At 70.6% G+C, this 15,582-nt stretch carries 17 protein-coding genes; 10 read left to right on the top strand and 7 right to left on the bottom strand.

Features of this window, described 5'->3' with window-relative positions:
• Window positions 1–52: 52 nt before the first annotated feature.
• A complete protein-coding gene (locus OHA89_RS28130) occupies window positions 53–1,594 on the bottom strand; it encodes a S8 family serine peptidase (RefSeq protein WP_257556905.1) in 1,542 nt (513 codons plus the stop codon).
• A gap of 260 nt (window positions 1,595–1,854) precedes the next feature.
• Here OHA89_RS28130 and OHA89_RS28135 point away from each other — a divergent pair, with 260 nt between their 5' ends.
• The 3 genes from OHA89_RS28135 (at window position 1,855) to moaA (ending at window position 4,992) form a co-directional block, all read left to right on the top strand.
• Window positions 1,855–2,226, top strand: a complete 372-nt coding sequence (locus tag OHA89_RS28135; RefSeq protein WP_257556906.1) for a DUF485 domain-containing protein — start codon at window positions 1,855–1,857, stop codon at window positions 2,224–2,226.
• Window positions 2,223–3,851 carry a cation acetate symporter gene (locus tag OHA89_RS28140; protein WP_215139846.1) on the top strand — a complete coding sequence of 543 codons (1,629 nt, stop codon included), beginning with the start codon at window positions 2,223–2,225 and terminating at the stop codon, window positions 3,849–3,851. The genes OHA89_RS28135 and OHA89_RS28140 overlap by 4 nt, the downstream gene beginning before the upstream one ends.
• Before the next feature lie 151 nt (window positions 3,852–4,002).
• Window positions 4,003–4,992 carry a GTP 3',8-cyclase MoaA gene (gene moaA / locus OHA89_RS28145; protein ID WP_215139845.1) on the top strand — a complete coding sequence of 330 codons (990 nt, stop codon included), beginning with the start codon at window positions 4,003–4,005 and terminating at the stop codon, window positions 4,990–4,992.
• A gap of 21 nt (window positions 4,993–5,013) precedes the next feature.
• Here moaA and OHA89_RS28150 read toward each other — a convergent pair whose 3' ends face one another.
• Entirely contained in the window at window positions 5,014–5,253 is a 240-nt protein-coding gene (locus OHA89_RS28150) for a hypothetical protein (RefSeq protein WP_215139844.1), read from the bottom strand.
• A gap of 146 nt (window positions 5,254–5,399) precedes the next feature.
• Complete coding sequence (locus tag OHA89_RS28155; protein ID WP_257556908.1) at window positions 5,400–5,741, bottom strand: DUF3099 domain-containing protein; 342 nt, start codon at window positions 5,739–5,741, stop codon at window positions 5,400–5,402.
• A 176-nt stretch (window positions 5,742–5,917) separates the two neighbouring features.
• Between OHA89_RS28155 and OHA89_RS28160 the strand changes: the two genes are divergently transcribed.
• A complete protein-coding gene (locus tag OHA89_RS28160) occupies window positions 5,918–6,196 on the top strand; it encodes a GlsB/YeaQ/YmgE family stress response membrane protein (protein WP_266610477.1) in 279 nt (92 codons plus the stop codon).
• 119 nt (window positions 6,197–6,315) lie between these two features.
• Here OHA89_RS28160 and tyrS read toward each other — a convergent pair whose 3' ends face one another.
• From tyrS to OHA89_RS28175, 3 genes are read right to left on the bottom strand one after another with little or no spacing between them, the layout of a single operon-like run.
• Window positions 6,316–7,584 carry a tyrosine--tRNA ligase gene (gene tyrS / locus OHA89_RS28165; protein ID WP_266610479.1) on the bottom strand — a complete coding sequence of 423 codons (1,269 nt, stop codon included), beginning with the start codon at window positions 7,582–7,584 and terminating at the stop codon, window positions 6,316–6,318.
• Window positions 7,585–7,638: 54 nt separating this feature from the next.
• Window positions 7,639–9,039, bottom strand: coding sequence for a metallopeptidase TldD-related protein (locus OHA89_RS28170; RefSeq protein ID WP_215139840.1), 1,401 nt, complete (start codon window positions 9,037–9,039; stop codon window positions 7,639–7,641).
• Complete coding sequence (locus tag OHA89_RS28175) at window positions 9,036–10,559, bottom strand: TldD/PmbA family protein (RefSeq protein ID WP_257556912.1); 1,524 nt, start codon at window positions 10,557–10,559, stop codon at window positions 9,036–9,038. Before OHA89_RS28175 ends, OHA89_RS28170 begins: the two co-directional genes overlap by 4 nt.
• Before the next feature lie 185 nt (window positions 10,560–10,744).
• On the opposite strand from OHA89_RS28175, the gene fabG reads away from it, so the two are divergent.
• The 3 genes from fabG to OHA89_RS28190 all read left to right on the top strand — a co-directional run bounded on the left by fabG (window position 10,745) and on the right by OHA89_RS28190 (window position 12,860).
• Complete coding sequence (gene fabG, locus OHA89_RS28180; RefSeq protein WP_266610481.1) at window positions 10,745–11,464, top strand: 3-oxoacyl-[acyl-carrier-protein] reductase; 720 nt, start codon at window positions 10,745–10,747, stop codon at window positions 11,462–11,464.
• A gap of 5 nt (window positions 11,465–11,469) precedes the next feature.
• On the top strand, window positions 11,470–12,240 hold the full coding sequence (gene fabI / locus OHA89_RS28185; protein WP_215139837.1) for an enoyl-ACP reductase FabI: 771 nt from the start codon (window positions 11,470–11,472) through the stop codon (window positions 12,238–12,240).
• A 188-nt stretch (window positions 12,241–12,428) separates the two neighbouring features.
• A complete protein-coding gene (locus OHA89_RS28190; RefSeq protein WP_406367389.1) occupies window positions 12,429–12,860 on the top strand; it encodes a hypothetical protein in 432 nt (143 codons plus the stop codon).
• Between the two features lie 46 nt (window positions 12,861–12,906).
• Here OHA89_RS28190 and OHA89_RS28195 read toward each other — a convergent pair whose 3' ends face one another.
• A complete protein-coding gene (locus OHA89_RS28195) occupies window positions 12,907–13,584 on the bottom strand; it encodes a FadR/GntR family transcriptional regulator (protein ID WP_215139835.1) in 678 nt (225 codons plus the stop codon).
• 64 nt (window positions 13,585–13,648) lie between these two features.
• On the opposite strand from OHA89_RS28195, the gene OHA89_RS28200 reads away from it, so the two are divergent.
• The 3 genes from OHA89_RS28200 to OHA89_RS28210 all read left to right on the top strand — a co-directional run bounded on the left by OHA89_RS28200 (window position 13,649) and on the right by OHA89_RS28210 (window position 15,497).
• Window positions 13,649–14,962, top strand: a complete 1,314-nt coding sequence (locus OHA89_RS28200; protein WP_266610483.1) for an MFS transporter — start codon at window positions 13,649–13,651, stop codon at window positions 14,960–14,962.
• Between the two features lie 5 nt (window positions 14,963–14,967).
• On the top strand, window positions 14,968–15,087 hold the full coding sequence (locus tag OHA89_RS28205; RefSeq protein WP_251063898.1) for an SGM_5486 family transporter-associated protein: 120 nt from the start codon (window positions 14,968–14,970) through the stop codon (window positions 15,085–15,087).
• Between the two features lie 146 nt (window positions 15,088–15,233).
• Window positions 15,234–15,497, top strand: a complete 264-nt coding sequence (locus tag OHA89_RS28210) for a hypothetical protein (protein ID WP_406367392.1) — start codon at window positions 15,234–15,236, stop codon at window positions 15,495–15,497.
• Window positions 15,498–15,582 lie beyond the last annotated feature (85 nt).

Raw genomic sequence — 15,582 nt, forward strand, 5'->3', positions numbered from 1 at the left:
TGAGAGGGCCGGGCGGGGGTCACCCCCGCCCGGCCCTCTCGCGTACCAGGTGTTACTTCACGGCCTTCAGCGCGTCGACCACGCCGTAGCCGTAGTAGCCGGTCTGACCCCACTTGCTCTCGCAGGTGGTGGCGTCTATCAGCGCGCCCGTGGCGTCGTAGACCTGGGCCGGGCAGGCCGTCTTGGTGGCCTGGCCCTTGAGCATCGCCTGGAGCTGCGACGGCGTGGCCGACGGGTGCGCGCTCTTGAGCAGGGCCGCGACGCCCGCGACGTGCGGGGTGGCCATCGAGGTGCCCTGCTTGTAGCCGTAGCCGCCCGGGATGGTGGACAGCACGCGGCCGTTGGCGTCCGGGGTGGCCGGGACCTGCCACTTGTCGCCGCCGGGGGCGGCGACGTCCGCCACGCCCAGGCCGAAGCTCGAGTAGTACGACTTGAAGCCCTTGTCACCGGTCGCGGTCACCGTGACCACGCCCGGCAGCTGGGTCGGCACGTCGAGGCAGACCCGCGGGTCGATGGTGCGCGGCACCGGGGTGGTGTCGTTCGGGCTGGTGTCGTCGACGATCGAGTCGGCCGACAGGTCGAAGTTCTCGTTGCCCGCCGCGGCGACGTTCAGCACGCCCTTGCGCTGGGCGTAGTTGCTCGCCCGGGTGAGGGCCTCCACCAGCGCCTTCTGGTCGTCGTCCGTCTTGCAGTTGAAGTACCAGGGGTCGACGTAGTAGCTGTTGTTGGTCACCTCGATCCCCTTCTCGGCGGCGAACATGAAGCCGCAGACGACGGCCTCGGTGTAGAAGAGGCTGGTCCCGGGCTCGCTCACCTTGATCGCGGCGAGCTTCACACCGGGCGCGACACCGCTGACGCCCACGCCGTTGCGCGGGGCGCCGATGGTGCCGGCCACGTGCGTGCCGTGGTCGCTGCCGTCCACGTACGGGCGCCAGGCGCCCTCGGAGGTGTCCGGGACGCCGCCGACGCAGTTGGCCGACTGCTCCTTGGAGAAGTTCGCGGCGAGATCGGGGTGGGTGTCGTCGACACCCGTGTCGATGATGCCCACCGTGACGTCCGGGCTGCCATCGTTGATCTTGTGAGCCTGGTCGGCCTTGATCGCCCGCAGGTCCCACTGGTTGGACTCCAGCGGCTCCTGGCCCGGCGCCGCGTCCGCAGCCGCCTTGGCGGCGTCCGCCGCGCTGAGCTGCTGCGTCGTGCCCTCCTCGGTGGTCTGCACCGTCTGCAGAGGGGCCGTACGGGTGGCGCCCACGGACACGAACAGGCCGCGCTGGGCCCTCAGCTGCTTCGCGAACTCCGGGTTCTGGGAGTGTGCGACGACGACGCCGATCTGCTCATGGACCGTCACCACCGTTCCACCGGCCCGCTCGACGGCCTTCTTCGCCGCGGGGACCGTGGCGTACGCGTTCAGGTTCGCCACGTACGACAGCTTGGGCCCGGTGGTGTCGGCCTTGGAGGCCGTCGCCGCGTCCGCCGTGTTGCCCAGCGGGGCGGCGGAAGCCGCGACCGAGGGCAGGAAGGCGAGCGAGGCGGTGAGCGCCAGGCCGACCGGAACGGCGAGAGCTCGCCGGCGGCCGGATCCCAGATGAGCCATGGGTTCTCCACATCATCCTTGAAAAGAAGCCGTCCGGACGTGGTCACGGCGGACGGGTTCATGACATGGGGAACCTAGTGCCGGTGTTCCCTTCTGCGCCATCAGTTCGAGAAATCAGTCTCTAAAGAAACAGCGGGTGTTGAACCGTCCCGACGCGCCGGCCGTGCCGTTGACAGGGGGGCTCAGCGCCACCGTCCCCCCACACGGAGGTTGTTTTGTCCGTCGTCCCCACCGCACCCGCGTCACAAGGAGAGCCCCCCGTGACCACCGAAGCAGCGCCGCCGCCGGGCAGCACGGGAACGCCCCCGGCGAGTCCCGGTCCCACGGCAGAAGAATTCGGAACCGTCCAGCAGAGTGCCGAGTTCGCCGAACTGCGCCGCTCCTACCGATCCTTCGCCTTCCCGCTCACCGTGGCCTTCATCGCCTGGTACCTGCTCTACGTACTGCTGTCCAACTACGCGGGCGGCTTCATGGGGACCAAGCTCTTCGGCAACATCAACGTCGCCCTCGTGCTCGGCCTCGCCCAGTTCGCGACGACCTTCCTGATCGCCTGGCTGTACTCGCGGCACGCCGCCGCGAAGCTGGACCCGAAGGCCGCGGCCATCAAGGCGCGAATGGAGGCCGGGGAATGAGCTCCACGCACCACCTGACGACGGTGGCGGCCGGTGCCAGCGAGCACCGCCCGCTGATCATCACCCTGTTCGGGCTGTTCGTCGTCGCCACTCTGATCATCACGATCTGGGCCGGCCGCCAGACCAAGGACGCCGCCGACTTCTACGCCGGCGGCCGCCAGTTCACCGGCTTCCAGAACGGCCTCGCCATCTCCGGCGACTACATGTCCGCCGCGTCCTTCCTCGGCATCGCCGGAGCCATCGCCCTCTTCGGCTACGACGGCTTCCTGTACTCGATCGGCTTCCTCGTCGCCTGGCTGGTCGCGCTGCTGCTGGTCGCCGAGCCGCTGCGCAACTCCGGCCGCTACACGATGGGCGACGTCCTCGCGTACCGGATGCGCCAGCGGCCCGTCCGTACCGCCGCGGGCACCTCCACCATCGTGGTCTCGATCTTCTACCTGCTCGCCCAGATGGCCGGCGCGGGCGTGCTCGTCTCGCTGCTCCTGGGCATCACCGACGACGGCGGCAAGGTCGCGGTCGTCGCGCTGGTCGGCGTGCTGATGATCCTCTACGTGACGATCGGCGGCATGAAGGGCACCACCTGGGTCCAGATGATCAAGGCGGTCCTGCTCATCGCGGGCGCCCTGCTGATCACCTTCCTGGTGCTGCTGAAGTTCAACTTCAACATCTCCTCCCTGCTGGGACAGGCCGCCGAGAACAGCGGCCAGGGCACCAAGTTCCTCGAGCCCGGGCTCAAGTACGGCAAGGACTCGCTGACCAAGCTGGACTTCGTCTCCCTCGGCCTCGCCCTGGTGCTCGGCACCGCCGGCCTGCCGCACATCCTGATCCGCTTCTACACCGTGCCCACCGCCAAGGCCGCCCGTAAGTCCGTGAACTGGGCCATCGGCATCATCGGCGCCTTCTACCTGATGACCATCGCCCTCGGCTTCGGCGCCGCGGCGCTGCTCAAGCGGGCCGACATCCTGGCCTCGAACAAGGCCGGCAACACCGCGGCCCCGCTGCTCGCCCAGGAGATCGGCGGCGGCGCGGGCTCCACCGGCGGCGCCATCCTGCTCGCCGTGATCTCCGCGGTCGCCTTCGCCACCATCCTCGCCGTGGTCGCGGGCCTCACCCTGGCCTCCTCCTCTTCCTTCGCGCACGACCTCTACGTGAACGTCATCCGCAAGGGCAAGGCCACCGAGAAGGAGGAGGTGCGCGCGGCCCGCTGGTCGACCGTGGTCATCGGCGCCGTCGCCATCGGCCTGGGGGCGCTGGCCCGCGATCTGAACGTCGCCGGCCTGGTCGCCCTCGCCTTCGCGGTCGCCGCGTCCGCCAACCTGCCGACGATCCTCTACAGCCTCTTCTGGAAGCGCTTCAGCACCCAGGGAGCGCTCTGGTCCATCTACGGCGGCCTGATCTCGGCGGTCGGCCTGGTGCTCTTCTCCCCGGTCGTCTCCGGGAAGCCCACCTCGATGTTCAAGGACGCCGACTTCTACTGGTTCCCGCTGGAGAACCCGGGCATCATCTCGATCCCGCTCGGCTTCCTGCTGGGCTGGCTGGGAACCGTCCTGTCCAAGGAGAAGGCCGACCCCCAGAAGTTCGCCGAGCTCGAGGTCCGCTCCCTCACCGGAACCGGCGCTCACTGAGATCGTCCGAACACCCAGCGTGGCCGCGTCGTACTTCCCTACGACGCGGCCACGCTGGCTCTCGTCCCTTCCGGCACCTCTGGATGTAACAGGCGTCGCGTACGCTCGATTAATCGAACCTCTACAGATACGGACAGGGAGGGGGCCCACAGTGCTTCTCGACACCTACGGCCGCGTGGCCACTGACCTGCGCGTCTCGCTCACCGACCGGTGCAACCTGCGCTGTACCTACTGCATGCCCGAGGAGGGACTGCAGTGGCTCGGCAAGTCCGATCTGCTCAGTGACGACGAGATCGTCCGGCTGATCCGCATCGCGGTCACCTCGCTGGGCATCACCGAGGTCCGCTTCACCGGCGGCGAGCCGCTGCTCCGCCCCGGCCTGGTCGGGATCGTCGAGCAGTGCGCGGCCCTGGAGCCCCGCCCCAGGATGTCCCTGACCACCAACGGCATCGGTCTCAAGCGCACCGCGCAGGCCCTGAAAGCCGCCGGTCTGGACCGAGTGAACGTTTCCCTCGACACCCTGCGGCCCGAGGTCTTCAAGACCCTCACCCGCCGCGACCGGCACAAGGACGTCATCGAGGGCATGGCCGCGGCCCGCGAGGCCGGCCTCACCCCCGTCAAGGTCAACGCCGTCCTGATGCCCGGGCTGAACGACGACGAGGCCCCGGACCTGCTGGCCTGGGCCGTGGAGAACGAGTACGAGCTCCGCTTCATCGAGCAGATGCCCCTCGACGCCCAGCACGGCTGGAAGCGCGAGGGCATGATCACCGCCGGTGACATCCTCCAGTCGCTGCGGACCCGCTTCACGCTCACCGAGGAGGGCGCCGACGAGCGCGGCTCCGCCCCGGCCGAGCGCTGGGTGGTCGACGGCGGCCCGGCCACCGTCGGCGTCATCGCCTCCGTCACCCGCCCCTTCTGCGGAGCCTGCGACCGTACGCGGCTCACGGCCGACGGCCAGGTCCGTACGTGCCTGTTCGCCACCGAGGAATCGGACCTGCGGGCCGCGCTGCGCTCGGGCGCCCCGGACGAGGAGATCGCCCGGCTGTGGAAGCTGGCGATGTGGGGCAAGAAGGCCGGGTCCGGTCTCGACGACCCGTCCTTCCTCCAGCCCGAGCGCCCCATGTCGGCGATCGGCGGCTGACCGCCCGGACCGCCCGGGCGCTCAGCGCTCGCGCTCCGAGCCCTCCGGCTGGACCCACTCGCCGAGCTTCACCACGTCCTTGAGGAAGCCGCGAACACCCAGGAACTGGGAGAGGTGTTCGCGGTGTTCCTCGCACGCGAGCCAGGTCTTGCGCCGCTCCGGCGTGTGCAGCTTCGGGTTGTTCCACGCCAGCACCCAGACGGCCGCGTCGCGGCAGCCCTTGGCGGAACAGCTGGGGATTTCGGTATCAGGGGAGGTCACGCCTCAACCCTACAAACCGCCGGAACGGAAAGGCGACGCCGAGCAGCCACGGGGGGAGCTGCCCGGCGTCGGTCCGTCGCTCCGACGGGGGATGCGGAGCGCGTAGGCAGTATGTCACGCAGGACCCGGTACGGTGCACTGGAACTTCATGATTGATCTGAGCTTTTCTTGAGGTTTCCCGCGTCCAGCGCGGGCCGTACGGGAGCCGGGATGAAGTGCGAGGGCAGCGAGGGCGTCGACTCGCGCCCCGCGTTGGCGATGACCACGGCGACGTACGGCAGCAGGGCGCCCGCGATCAGCGTCACGATCGCCACCGGCCGCTGAACGTTCCACAACAGTACCGTCGCGATGACCGACAGGGTCCTGATGGCCATCGAGATCACGTAGCGGCGCTGACGGCCCCGCACGTCCTCGTCGAGCCCCATCCTCGCACCGGTGATCCGGAAGACCTCGGCCCCGTTCCGCTTCTGTCGCTTCGTCCGCTCCACGCTCCACCACCCGATCACCCGCCGGGCACTCCCCGCCCGGACCCTCCCACCGTACGCCGCCGCCCCCGCCGCGAGGAGAGGGGGATCCCCCGAACGGGTCTGCCTGAAATGCGCCGTATGTCGCACGGGTCGAGACTGGGCCCACGTGCGCACAACGCGCCAGGAGGAGGCTCGACATGAGTTGGTTGTGGGCGATCATCGTCGGTTTCGTGCTGGGCCTGATAGCCCGGGCCATTCTGCCGGGCAAGCAGCACCAGCCCCTCTGGCTGACCACGCTCTTCGGCATCATCGGCAGCGTCCTCGGCAACGCCGTCGCCACGTGGATCGGCGTCGCGGACACCAAGGGCATCGACTGGACCCGGCACTTGCTGCAGCTTGCCGGAGCGGTCCTCGTGGTCGGCCTCGGCGAAATGGCTTACGGAGCGGTCCGGGGCAAGAACCGGCAGATGACCTAGATGACCTGGACGGGCCCGGGACGCCCCGCGGCATGACGGAGGGCCGGCCGGACGAGTGTCCGAACCGGCCCCTCCGCCGTGATCCGTGCCGCTGTGCGACTCCGTGCGAGGCCGACGCGTCAGGCGCCGGTGACCTCGACCGCCGCCAGGTTCTTCTTGCCGCGGCGCAGCACCAGCCAACGCCCGTGCAGCAGGTCCTCCTTGGCGGGGACCGCGTCCTCGGCCGTCACCTTCGCGTTGTTCACGTAGGCGCCGCCCTCCTTCACGGTCCGCCGGCCGGCCGACTTGCTCGCGACCAGACCGGTCTCCGCCAGCAGGTCCACCACCAGACCGGGCTCGGCCACCCGGACGTGCGGCAGTTCCGACAGGGCCGCGGCCAGCGTGGCCTCGTCCAGCTCCGCCAGGTCGCCCTGCCCGAACAGCGCCTTCGATGCGGCGATCACGGCGGCGCACTGGCCGGCGCCGTGCACCAGCGTGGTCAGCTCCTCCGCCAGCGCCCGCTGGGCGGCGCGCGCCTGCGGCCGCTCGGCGGTCTGCGCCTCCAGTGCCTCCAGCTCCTCACGGCTCTGGAAGGACAGGATCCGCATGTAGGTGGAGATGTCCCGGTCATCCACGTTCAGCCAGAACTGGTAGAACGCGTACGGCGTGGTCATCTCCGGGTCCAGCCAGACGGCCCCGCCCTCGGTCTTGCCGAACTTGGTGCCGTCCGCCTTGACCATCAGAGGGGTCGCCATCGCGTGCACGACCGCGCCCGGCTCGACCCGGTGGATCAGGTCGAGGCCGGCCGTCAGGTTGCCCCACTGGTCGGAGCCGCCCTGCTGGAGCACGCAGCCGTGGCGCCGGTACAGCTCCAGGAAGTCCATGCCCTGGAGCAGCTGGTAGCTGAACTCGGTGTAGCTGATGCCCTGGTCGGACTCCAGCCGCTTGGCGACCGAGTCCTTCGTCAGCATCTTGTTGACGCGGAAGTGCTTGCCGATGTCCCGCAGGAACTCGATGGCGGACATGCCCGCCGTCCAGTCCAGGTTGTTGACCAGGACCGCCGCGTTCTCGCCCTCGAAGGACAGGAACGGTTCGATCTGCGAACGCAGCCGGTTTACCCACTCCGCGATGACCGCGGGATCGTTCAGGGTGCGCTCGGCGGTCGGGCGCGGGTCGCCGATCTGGCCGGTGGCCCCGCCGACCAGCGCGAGCGGCCGGTTCCCGGCCAGCTGGAGCCGGCGCATGGTGAGCACCTGGACCAGGTGTCCCACGTGCAGCGAGGCCGCGGTCGGGTCGTAGCCGCAATAGAACGTGACAGGACCGTCCGCGAACGCCTTGCGCAGCGCTTCTTCGTCGGTGGACTGGGCGAACAGCCCGCGCCACTTCAGTTCGTCGACGATGTCCGTCACGGTTCTCTCGACTCCTTCGATACCTGGGGAAATACAAGGCTCAGTCTAGGTGGGTCAGACCCCCTTGCTGACCGAACTCATGTTGAAATCCGGGATGCGCAGGGCGGGCATCGCGGCCCGGGTGAACCAGTCGCCCCACTCGCGCGGCAGGGTCTTCTCGGTCCTGCCCGCCTCGGAGGCCCGCGACAGCAGGTCCACGGGCGACTCGTTGAACCGGAAGTTGTTCACCTCGCCGACGACCTGCCCGTTTTCCACCAGGTAGACGCCGTCCCGGGTCAGGCCCGTGAGCAGCAGGGTGGCCGGGTCGACCTCGCGGATGTACCAGAGGCAGGTCAGCAGCAGGCCCCTCTCGGTGTCCGCCACCATCTCCTCGAGCGACTTGTCGCCGCCGCCCTCCAGGATCAGGTTCCCGAAGGCCGGGGACACCGGCAGATCGGTCAGCGCGGCACTGTGCCGGGTCGTGGTCAGCCGGGCCAGCTCGCCGCCGCGGATCCACTCGGTCGCCGGGACCGGCAGGCCGTTGTCGAACACCGAGGCGTCGTCCCCGGAGCTGTGCGCGATGACGAACGGCGCGGACTCCAGGCCCGGCGCGTTCGGGTCGCTGCGCAGCGTCAGCGGCAGCTCGGACAGCCGCTCGCCGAGCCGGGTGCCGCCCCCGGGCTTGGAGAAGACCGTCCGGCCCTCCACCGCGTCCCGGGCCGCCGCCGACCACATCTGGTAGATCAGCAGGTCCGCCACGGCCGTCGGCGGCAGCAGGGTCTCGTACCGGCCGGCGGGCAGCTCGATCTTCCGCTCCGCCCAGCCGAGGCGTACGGCGAGCTCCGCGTCCAGGACCGTCGGGTCCACGTCCTTGAAGTCCCGGGTGGCGCGGCCGGCCCAGGCCGAGCGCTGCCGGTCCGGGGACTTGGCGTTGAGCTCCAGGGTGCCCTTGGGCTGGTCGTGGCGCAGCCGCAGGCCCGTGGAGGTGCCGACGTACGTGGAGACCAGCTCGTGGTTGGCGAAGCCGTACAGCTCCCGGCCGCCGGCGCGAGCCCGGGCGAAGGCCTCGCCGAGGGCCGGGGCGAAGTCCGCGAACACCGCCGAGGAGGTCTCGGCCGGGGCGTCGGCGAAGTCCGGCGAGGCCGGGGTCCCGGTCACCAGCGGCTGGGCGTCCTCGGCGGGACCGGCCCCGCGCGCGGCCGCCTCGGCGGCCCGCACCAGCGGCTCCAGGTCCTCGGCGGTGACGGCGGAGCGCGAGACGACCCCCGAGGCCGTGCCCTCCTTGCCGTCGACCGTGGCGATGACCGTCAGGGTCCGGCCGCGGGTGACGCCGTTCGTGGTGAGTGCGTTGCCGGCCCACCGCAGGTTGGCGGTGGACTGTTCGTCGGCGATGACGACACAGCCGTCGGCGGTGGACAGCTCCAGCGCCCGCTCGACGATCTCGTGGGGCTTGGTCGATCGAATCGACGAGGTCATCGTCCGGCCTCCTGCGTGGTGTTCAGGATGTTCACGTCGCGGAACAGGGCGGACGGGCAGCCGTGGGAGACCGACGCGACCTGGCCCGGCTGGGCCTTTCCGCAGTTGAAGGCGCCGCCCAGGACGTAGGTCTGCGGACCGCCGACCTTCTCCATCGAGCCCCAGAAGTCGGTGGTCGTGGCCTGGTACGCCACGTCGCGCAGCTGCCCGGCCAGCTTGCCGTTCTCGATGCGGAAGAACCGCTGCCCGGTGAACTGGAAGTTGTAGCGCTGCATGTCGATCGACCAGGAGCGGTCGCCGACCACGTAGATCCCGCGCTCCACCCCGCCGATCAGGTCCTCGGTGGACAGGCCGCCCGGATCCGGCTGGAGCGACACGTTCGCCATGCGCTGGACGGGCACGTGCCCGGGGGAGTCGGCGTAGGCGCAGCCGTTGGAGCGTCCGAGGCCGGTCAGCTTCGCGATCCGCCGGTCCAGCTGGTAGCCGACCAGGGTGCCGTCCTTGACCAGGTCCCAGCTCTGCGCCTCGACGCCCTCGTCGTCGAAGCCGACGGTGGCCAGGCCGTGCTCGGCGGTGCGGTCACCCGTCACGTTCATGATCGGGGAGCCGTACTTGAGCTTGCCGAGCTGGTCGAAGGTGGCGAAGGAGGTTCCCGCGTACGCCGCCTCGTAGCCCAGCGCCCGGTCGAGCTCGGTGGCGTGGCCGATGGACTCGTGGATGGTGAGCCACAGGTTGGACGGGTCCACCACCAGGTCGTAGCGCCCGGCCTGCACGCTCGGCGCCTTCATCTTCTCGTCGAGCAGGCCGGGGATCTGCTCCAGCTCCGCGTTCCAGTCCCAGCCGGTGCCGGTCAGGTACTCCCAACCGCGCCCGGCGGGCGGGGCGATGGTGCGCATCGAGTCGAACTCGCCGGTGGTGGCGTTGACGGCGACCGCCGTGAGCTGCGGGTGGATCCGGACCCGCTGCTGGGTGGTCGTGGTGCCCGCGGTGTCCGCGTAGAACTTGTTCTCGTGCACGGCGAGCAGCGAGGCGTCCACGTGCGCGACACCGTCGGCCGCCAGCAGCCGCGAGCTCCAGTCGGCGAGCAGCGCCGCCTTCTCCGCGTCCGGCACCTCGAAGGGGTTCACGTCGTAGGCGGAGATCCAGGTCCGGTCCGAGTGCACCGGCTCCTCGGCGAGCTCCACGCGCTCGTCGGAACCGGCGGCCTTGATCACCTGGGCGGACAGCTTCGCCATGGCCACGGCCTGCGAGGCCACCTTGGCGGCGGCGTCCATGGTCAGGTCCACACCGGAGGCGAACCCCCAGCTGCCCCCGTGCACCACCCGGACCGCGTAGCCGAGGTCGGTGGTGTCGGACCCGCCGGAGGGCTTGGCGTCCCGCAGCCGCCAGGAGGCGCTGCGGATCCGCTCCAGCCGGAAGTCGGCATGCTCGGCGCCCAGCGCGCGAGCCCGGGCGAGCGCCGCGTCGGCGAGCGCCCGCAAGGGAAGTGCGGTGAAGGCCGCGTCGATGGAATGGGGCACGGAATTCCTCCCGGTGGTCGGGGCCGGTCTCCCCGATCATGTCGCGCCCGGGGTGCTCGTGCCTACACCTTTCTGTAGGGATTCGACAGAGCCCGTCGCAAGGCCCTGTCGGAGGTCGATTCTCCGTACGAGGGATGCGACCTATAGGTTTTCGGTATTCAGACCGCTAGCGAAAGGGTGATCCGTTGAGCCGCTCGGTTCTCGTCACCGGAGGAAACCGGGGCATCGGCCTCGCCATCGCCCGTGCCTTCGCGGAGGCCGGAGACAAGGTCGCGATCACGTACCGGTCGGGGGAGCCGCCGGAGGCGCTCACCTCGCTCGGCGTCCTGGCGGTCCGGTGCGACATCACCGACTCCGAGCAGGTGGAGCAGGCCTACAAGCAGATCGAGGACACGCACGGCGCGGTCGAGGTGCTGGTGGCCAACGCCGGCATCACCAAGGACACGCTGCTGATGCGGATGTCCGAGGAGGACTTCGCCTCGGTCGTCGACACCAACCTCACCGGCACCTTCCGGGTGGTCAAGCGCGCGAACCGTGGCATGCTCCGTGCCAAGAAGGGCCGCGTCGTCCTGATCTCCTCGGTCGTCGGGCTGCTGGGTTCGGCGGGCCAGGCCAACTACGCCGCCTCCAAGGCCGCGCTGATCGGCTTCGCCCGGTCGCTCGCCCGCGAGCTGGGCTCCCGCAACATCACCTTCAACGTGGTCGCCCCCGGCTTCGTCGACACGGACATGACCAAGGTCCTCACCGACGAGCAGCGCGCGGGCATCGTGGGCCAGGTGCCGCTCGGCCGCTACGCGCAGCCCGAGGAGATCGCGGCAGCCGTGAGCTTCCTGGCGTCCGACGACGCCGCGTACATCACCGGAGCCGTCATTCCCGTTGACGGCGGATTGGGCATGGGTCACTGATCACCATGAGCGGAATTCTCGAGGGCAAGCGCATCCTCATCACCGGTGTGCTGATGGAGTCGTCCATCGCGTTCCACACCGCCAAGCTCGCCCAGGAGCAGGGCGCCGAGGTCATCCTCACGGCGTTCCCGCGGCCGACGCTGACGGAGCGCATCGCCCGCAAGCTGCCCAAGCCTGTCAAGGTGATCGAGCTCGACGTCACCAACCAGGAGCACCTGGACCGGCTGGAGGACCTCGTGCGCGCCGAGCTCGGCGGTCTCGACGGTGTCGTCCACTCCATCGGCTTCGCGCCGCAGGACGCCCTCGGCGGCAACTTCCTGAACACCCCGTTCGAGTCGGTCGCCACCGCCATGCACGTCTCGGCGTTCTCGCTGAAGTCGCTGACCATGGCCTGCAAGCCGCTCTTCCCGCACGAGGGGGCGGCCGTCGTCGGCCTCACCTTCGACGCGCAGTTCGCCTGGCCGCAGTACGACTGGATGGGCCCGGCCAAGGCCGCGCTGGAGGCCACCAGCCGCTACCTCGCCCGCGACCTGGGCAAGGAGAACATCCGCTGCAACCTGGTCTCGGCCGGGCCGATCGGCTCCATGGCCGCGAAGTCCATCCCGGGCTTCGGCGAGCTGGCGGACGTCTGGAACTCCCGCTCGATGCTGGAGTGGGACATGAGCGACCCGGAGCCGGCGGGCCGCGGCGTTGTCGCGCTGCTGTCGGACTGGTTCCCGAAGACCACCGGCGAGATCGTCCACGTGGACGGCGGCCTGCACGCGATGGGTGCCTGACGGCACTCGCGTCCGTAAGCAAGGCGGCGGCCGCGCTTCCCTTCCGGGAGGCGCGGCCGTCGCCGTTTTCGCACCTCGATCGGATGTTCACCGGCTGAACGGATCTTCCCGAGTCGAAAACCAGGGCAGATGCCTGCAAACTGGCCGAGTCGGGATCTTCCCGGCTCCTGCGGGGAGGAGGTACGGGATTGCGCGCGAGATCGAGCGGAGCGGTATCGCTGCTGGTCACCTCGGTGATCCTGACCGCACTCCTGGGCCCGGGCGCCGTCGCGCAGACCGCGCCCGGCGAGCCCGCGCCCGGTCCCGAGGCCGTCGCCCCGGCCGAGGTGGACCTCGCAGAGATCCCCGCCGAGCCACCCGTACAGCCCGCGCGGACCCCCGTCCGGGACCTCTTCGGCGCCGACTGCGACACCGAGATCAGCGGCTCGCAGGTGACGGCGTCCTGCCACAACAGCTACCCGGAGACCGACCTGGTGCGGCTGCACGTCGAGTGCGACCGCTGGTGGGACCTGGACGGCGACGGCGCCGCCGTGGCCATCGGCCCCGCCGGGCGCGTCGAGCTCACCAGCCGCTGCTGGAAGGAGGTCCGCTCGGCCTGGGTCAGCCACGAGCGACCGTGAGTGGATCTCAGTCGGCGTGAGTGCTCTCGCCCGCTGTCAGCTGCTGTCAGCCGGTGCCCTTGCCGAGACAGGCGAAGGGATAGCCCGCCGCCTCCGAGGCGGCCGCGTCCCCGTCCCCCCGCCGGATCGCCTCGATCAGCCGGGCGTGGTCCAGATGCGCGGACGGACGCAGCTCGGTGCCGACATCCGTACGCAGCCAGTCCGCCACCAGATCGCCGAGGTCCGCGTACAGCTCGATCAGCACCTCGTTGTGCGAGGCCGTGACCACCGCCATGTGCAGGCTCACGTCCGCCGCCACGAACACCTCCGCGTCCCCGCCCGCCCAGGCCTCCTCGCGCCGAGCGAGCAGCGCGTCCAGCTGTACGAGGTCCCGCTCGGTCCGCCGCTCCGCCGCCAGCCGGGCCGCCGAGGACTCCAGGGTCGAGCGCAGCTCCGCGATGTGCCGCGGGTCGGCCCCGGCGAAGCGGCGGTGCATCACACCGGCCAGCTCGCTGGTGGCGATGACGTACGTACCCGAGCCCTGCCGGATGTCGAGCAGGCCGTTGTGCGCCAGCGCCCGGACGGCCTCGCGCACGGTGTTGCGGGCGACGCCGAGCAGCTCCACCAGCTCCGGCTCGGTCGGGATGCGGGCGCCGACCGGCCACTCGCCCGAGGTGATCTGGTTCCGCAGCTGGGCGATCACCTGGTCGACGAGCGCGGAGCGCCGGGGTGAGGTCAGCGGCATGGGTTCCCCTCGATAGCGACGAGCGACTGGACAACCAATCATCCCATGATTCTATGATGGTTGAATGTCCGACGAAGAAATCCAGACCATGAACCGCCCGCCGGCCGTGCGCACCACGCCCGACCGGCCCCTTCCCGCTCCCGTCCACGTCGCCCCCACGTGGCTCGGTCCGGTCCTCATCGTCGGCATCGTGCTCGCCGCCCTCAACCTGCGGCCCGCCATCACCAGCCTCGGCGCCCTCTTCGAAGAGACCCGCACGGGCCTGGGCATGAGCGGCACCGTCGCCGGACTGATCACCTCCGTCCCCGCCCTCTGCTTCGCCGTCTTCGGAGTCACAGCGCCCCGGCTCTCCCGCCGCTTCGGCCCGGCCGCCGTGATCTGCGCCGGCATGGTGGCCGTCACCGCGGGCCTGTTGATCCGCCCCTTCGCGGACAGCGCCGCCGCCTTCCTCGCCGCCAGCGCACTGTCCCTGGCCGGCATAGCCCTGACCAACGTGCTGCTCCCGGTGATCGTCAAGCGCTACTTCCCGGACCGGGTCGGCACCATGACCGGCCTGTACTCCATGGCGCTGGCCGCCGGCACCTCGCTCGCCGCCGCCGCGACCGTCCCGCTGACCGAGGCCCTCGGCGGCAGCTGGCGCACCGGCCTGCTGATGTGGGCCCTGCTCGCGCTGGTCGCCGTACTGCCCTGGCTGCCCATCGCCCGTGCCTCCCGGCGCGCCGCCCGGGCCGAGCGCGCCGCGGCCGCCGACTCCGCCGAAGGGGCCGGCGTACGGGCCGACGCCGGCCCCCGGATCGTCCGCAGCCGTACCGCCTGGGCCCTGGCCTGCTACTTCGGCCTCCAGGCCACCGGCGCGTACATCACCATGGGCTGGCTCCCGCAGATCTTCCGCGACGCCGGGGTCTCCGCCTCCACCGCCGGAGTGCTGCTCGCCGTCACCATGGTCATGGGCGTCCCGCTCGCGTTCGTCATCCCCGGCCTGGCCGGCCGGATGAAGAACCAGGGCGCCATCGCCGCCACCCTCGGCCTCTTCGGCTTCGCCGGCTACCTCGGGCTCTACCTCGCCCCCGCCGCCGGCGCCTGGGCCTGGGCGCTCATGCTCGGCGTCTCCAACTGCGCCTTCCCGCTGGTCATCACCCTCATCGGGCTGCGCGCGAAGTCCCCGGCCGGCGTCGTCAAGCTCTCCGCCTTCGCCCAGAGCACCGGCTACCTCATCTCCATCCCCGGCCCCCTGGTCATCGGCACGCTCTACCAGCACAGCGGCGGCTGGGACCTGCCGCTCGTCCTCATGGCCGGACTGCTCGTCCCGCAGATCGCGCTGGGCATCCTGGCCGGCCGGGACCGCACGATCGAGGACGAATGCGGCATGCGAGACTGACCGGCATGTCGCCCGTACTTGAACCGAACCCGCAGAACGGCCACAGGAAGCTCGGCCTCGTGCTCGGCGCGATGCTCGTCGTGACCGTGATCATTTCCGTCATCGCGACGATCGCCTCCCCCTGACGGGCGAGAGGGTGGGGATAACCCCACCCACCCCTAGGGGGTAAGGGTCAGGGTCAACTGGGGTGTGCCCCGGATGGGAACCGCTCCTTCGGATCCATAGATTCGAAGGAGCGAGAGCCAGTCCCGTCAGCACCCCGGAGGCGGCCATGTCGGCCCCCACGCACACCCGCTCCCTCCCGTCCGGCCCCCGAGCCGCGTCCGCCGCCCGAGCGGTGCCCGGCGCCCGAGCCCTGCCCGGCGCCCGGCAGGGTGCCGAGGCCCGCCTGCGCTGGTGGGCGCTGGCCCTGCCCGCGCTCGCCTTCGGCCTGCTCCTGCTCCTCCTCGCCGGATCCGGCGAGGCCCACGCCGCCACCGGCGAGGCCACCGGACTGCTCCACGTCACACAGCAGCTGCTGCGCGCCGTCGGCTGACCGGTGTGCGCCGGGGTGCGCCGGGCCGTGCCGCACCACCGGGTGCGGGCCCTCAACACCCTGCGCCCCGTGGCCCGTTTCATGC

Origin of the sequence: Streptomyces sp. NBC_01546 (assembly GCF_045208355.1) — a bacterium.
Lineage (GTDB): Bacteria > Actinomycetota > Actinomycetes > Streptomycetales > Streptomycetaceae > Streptomyces.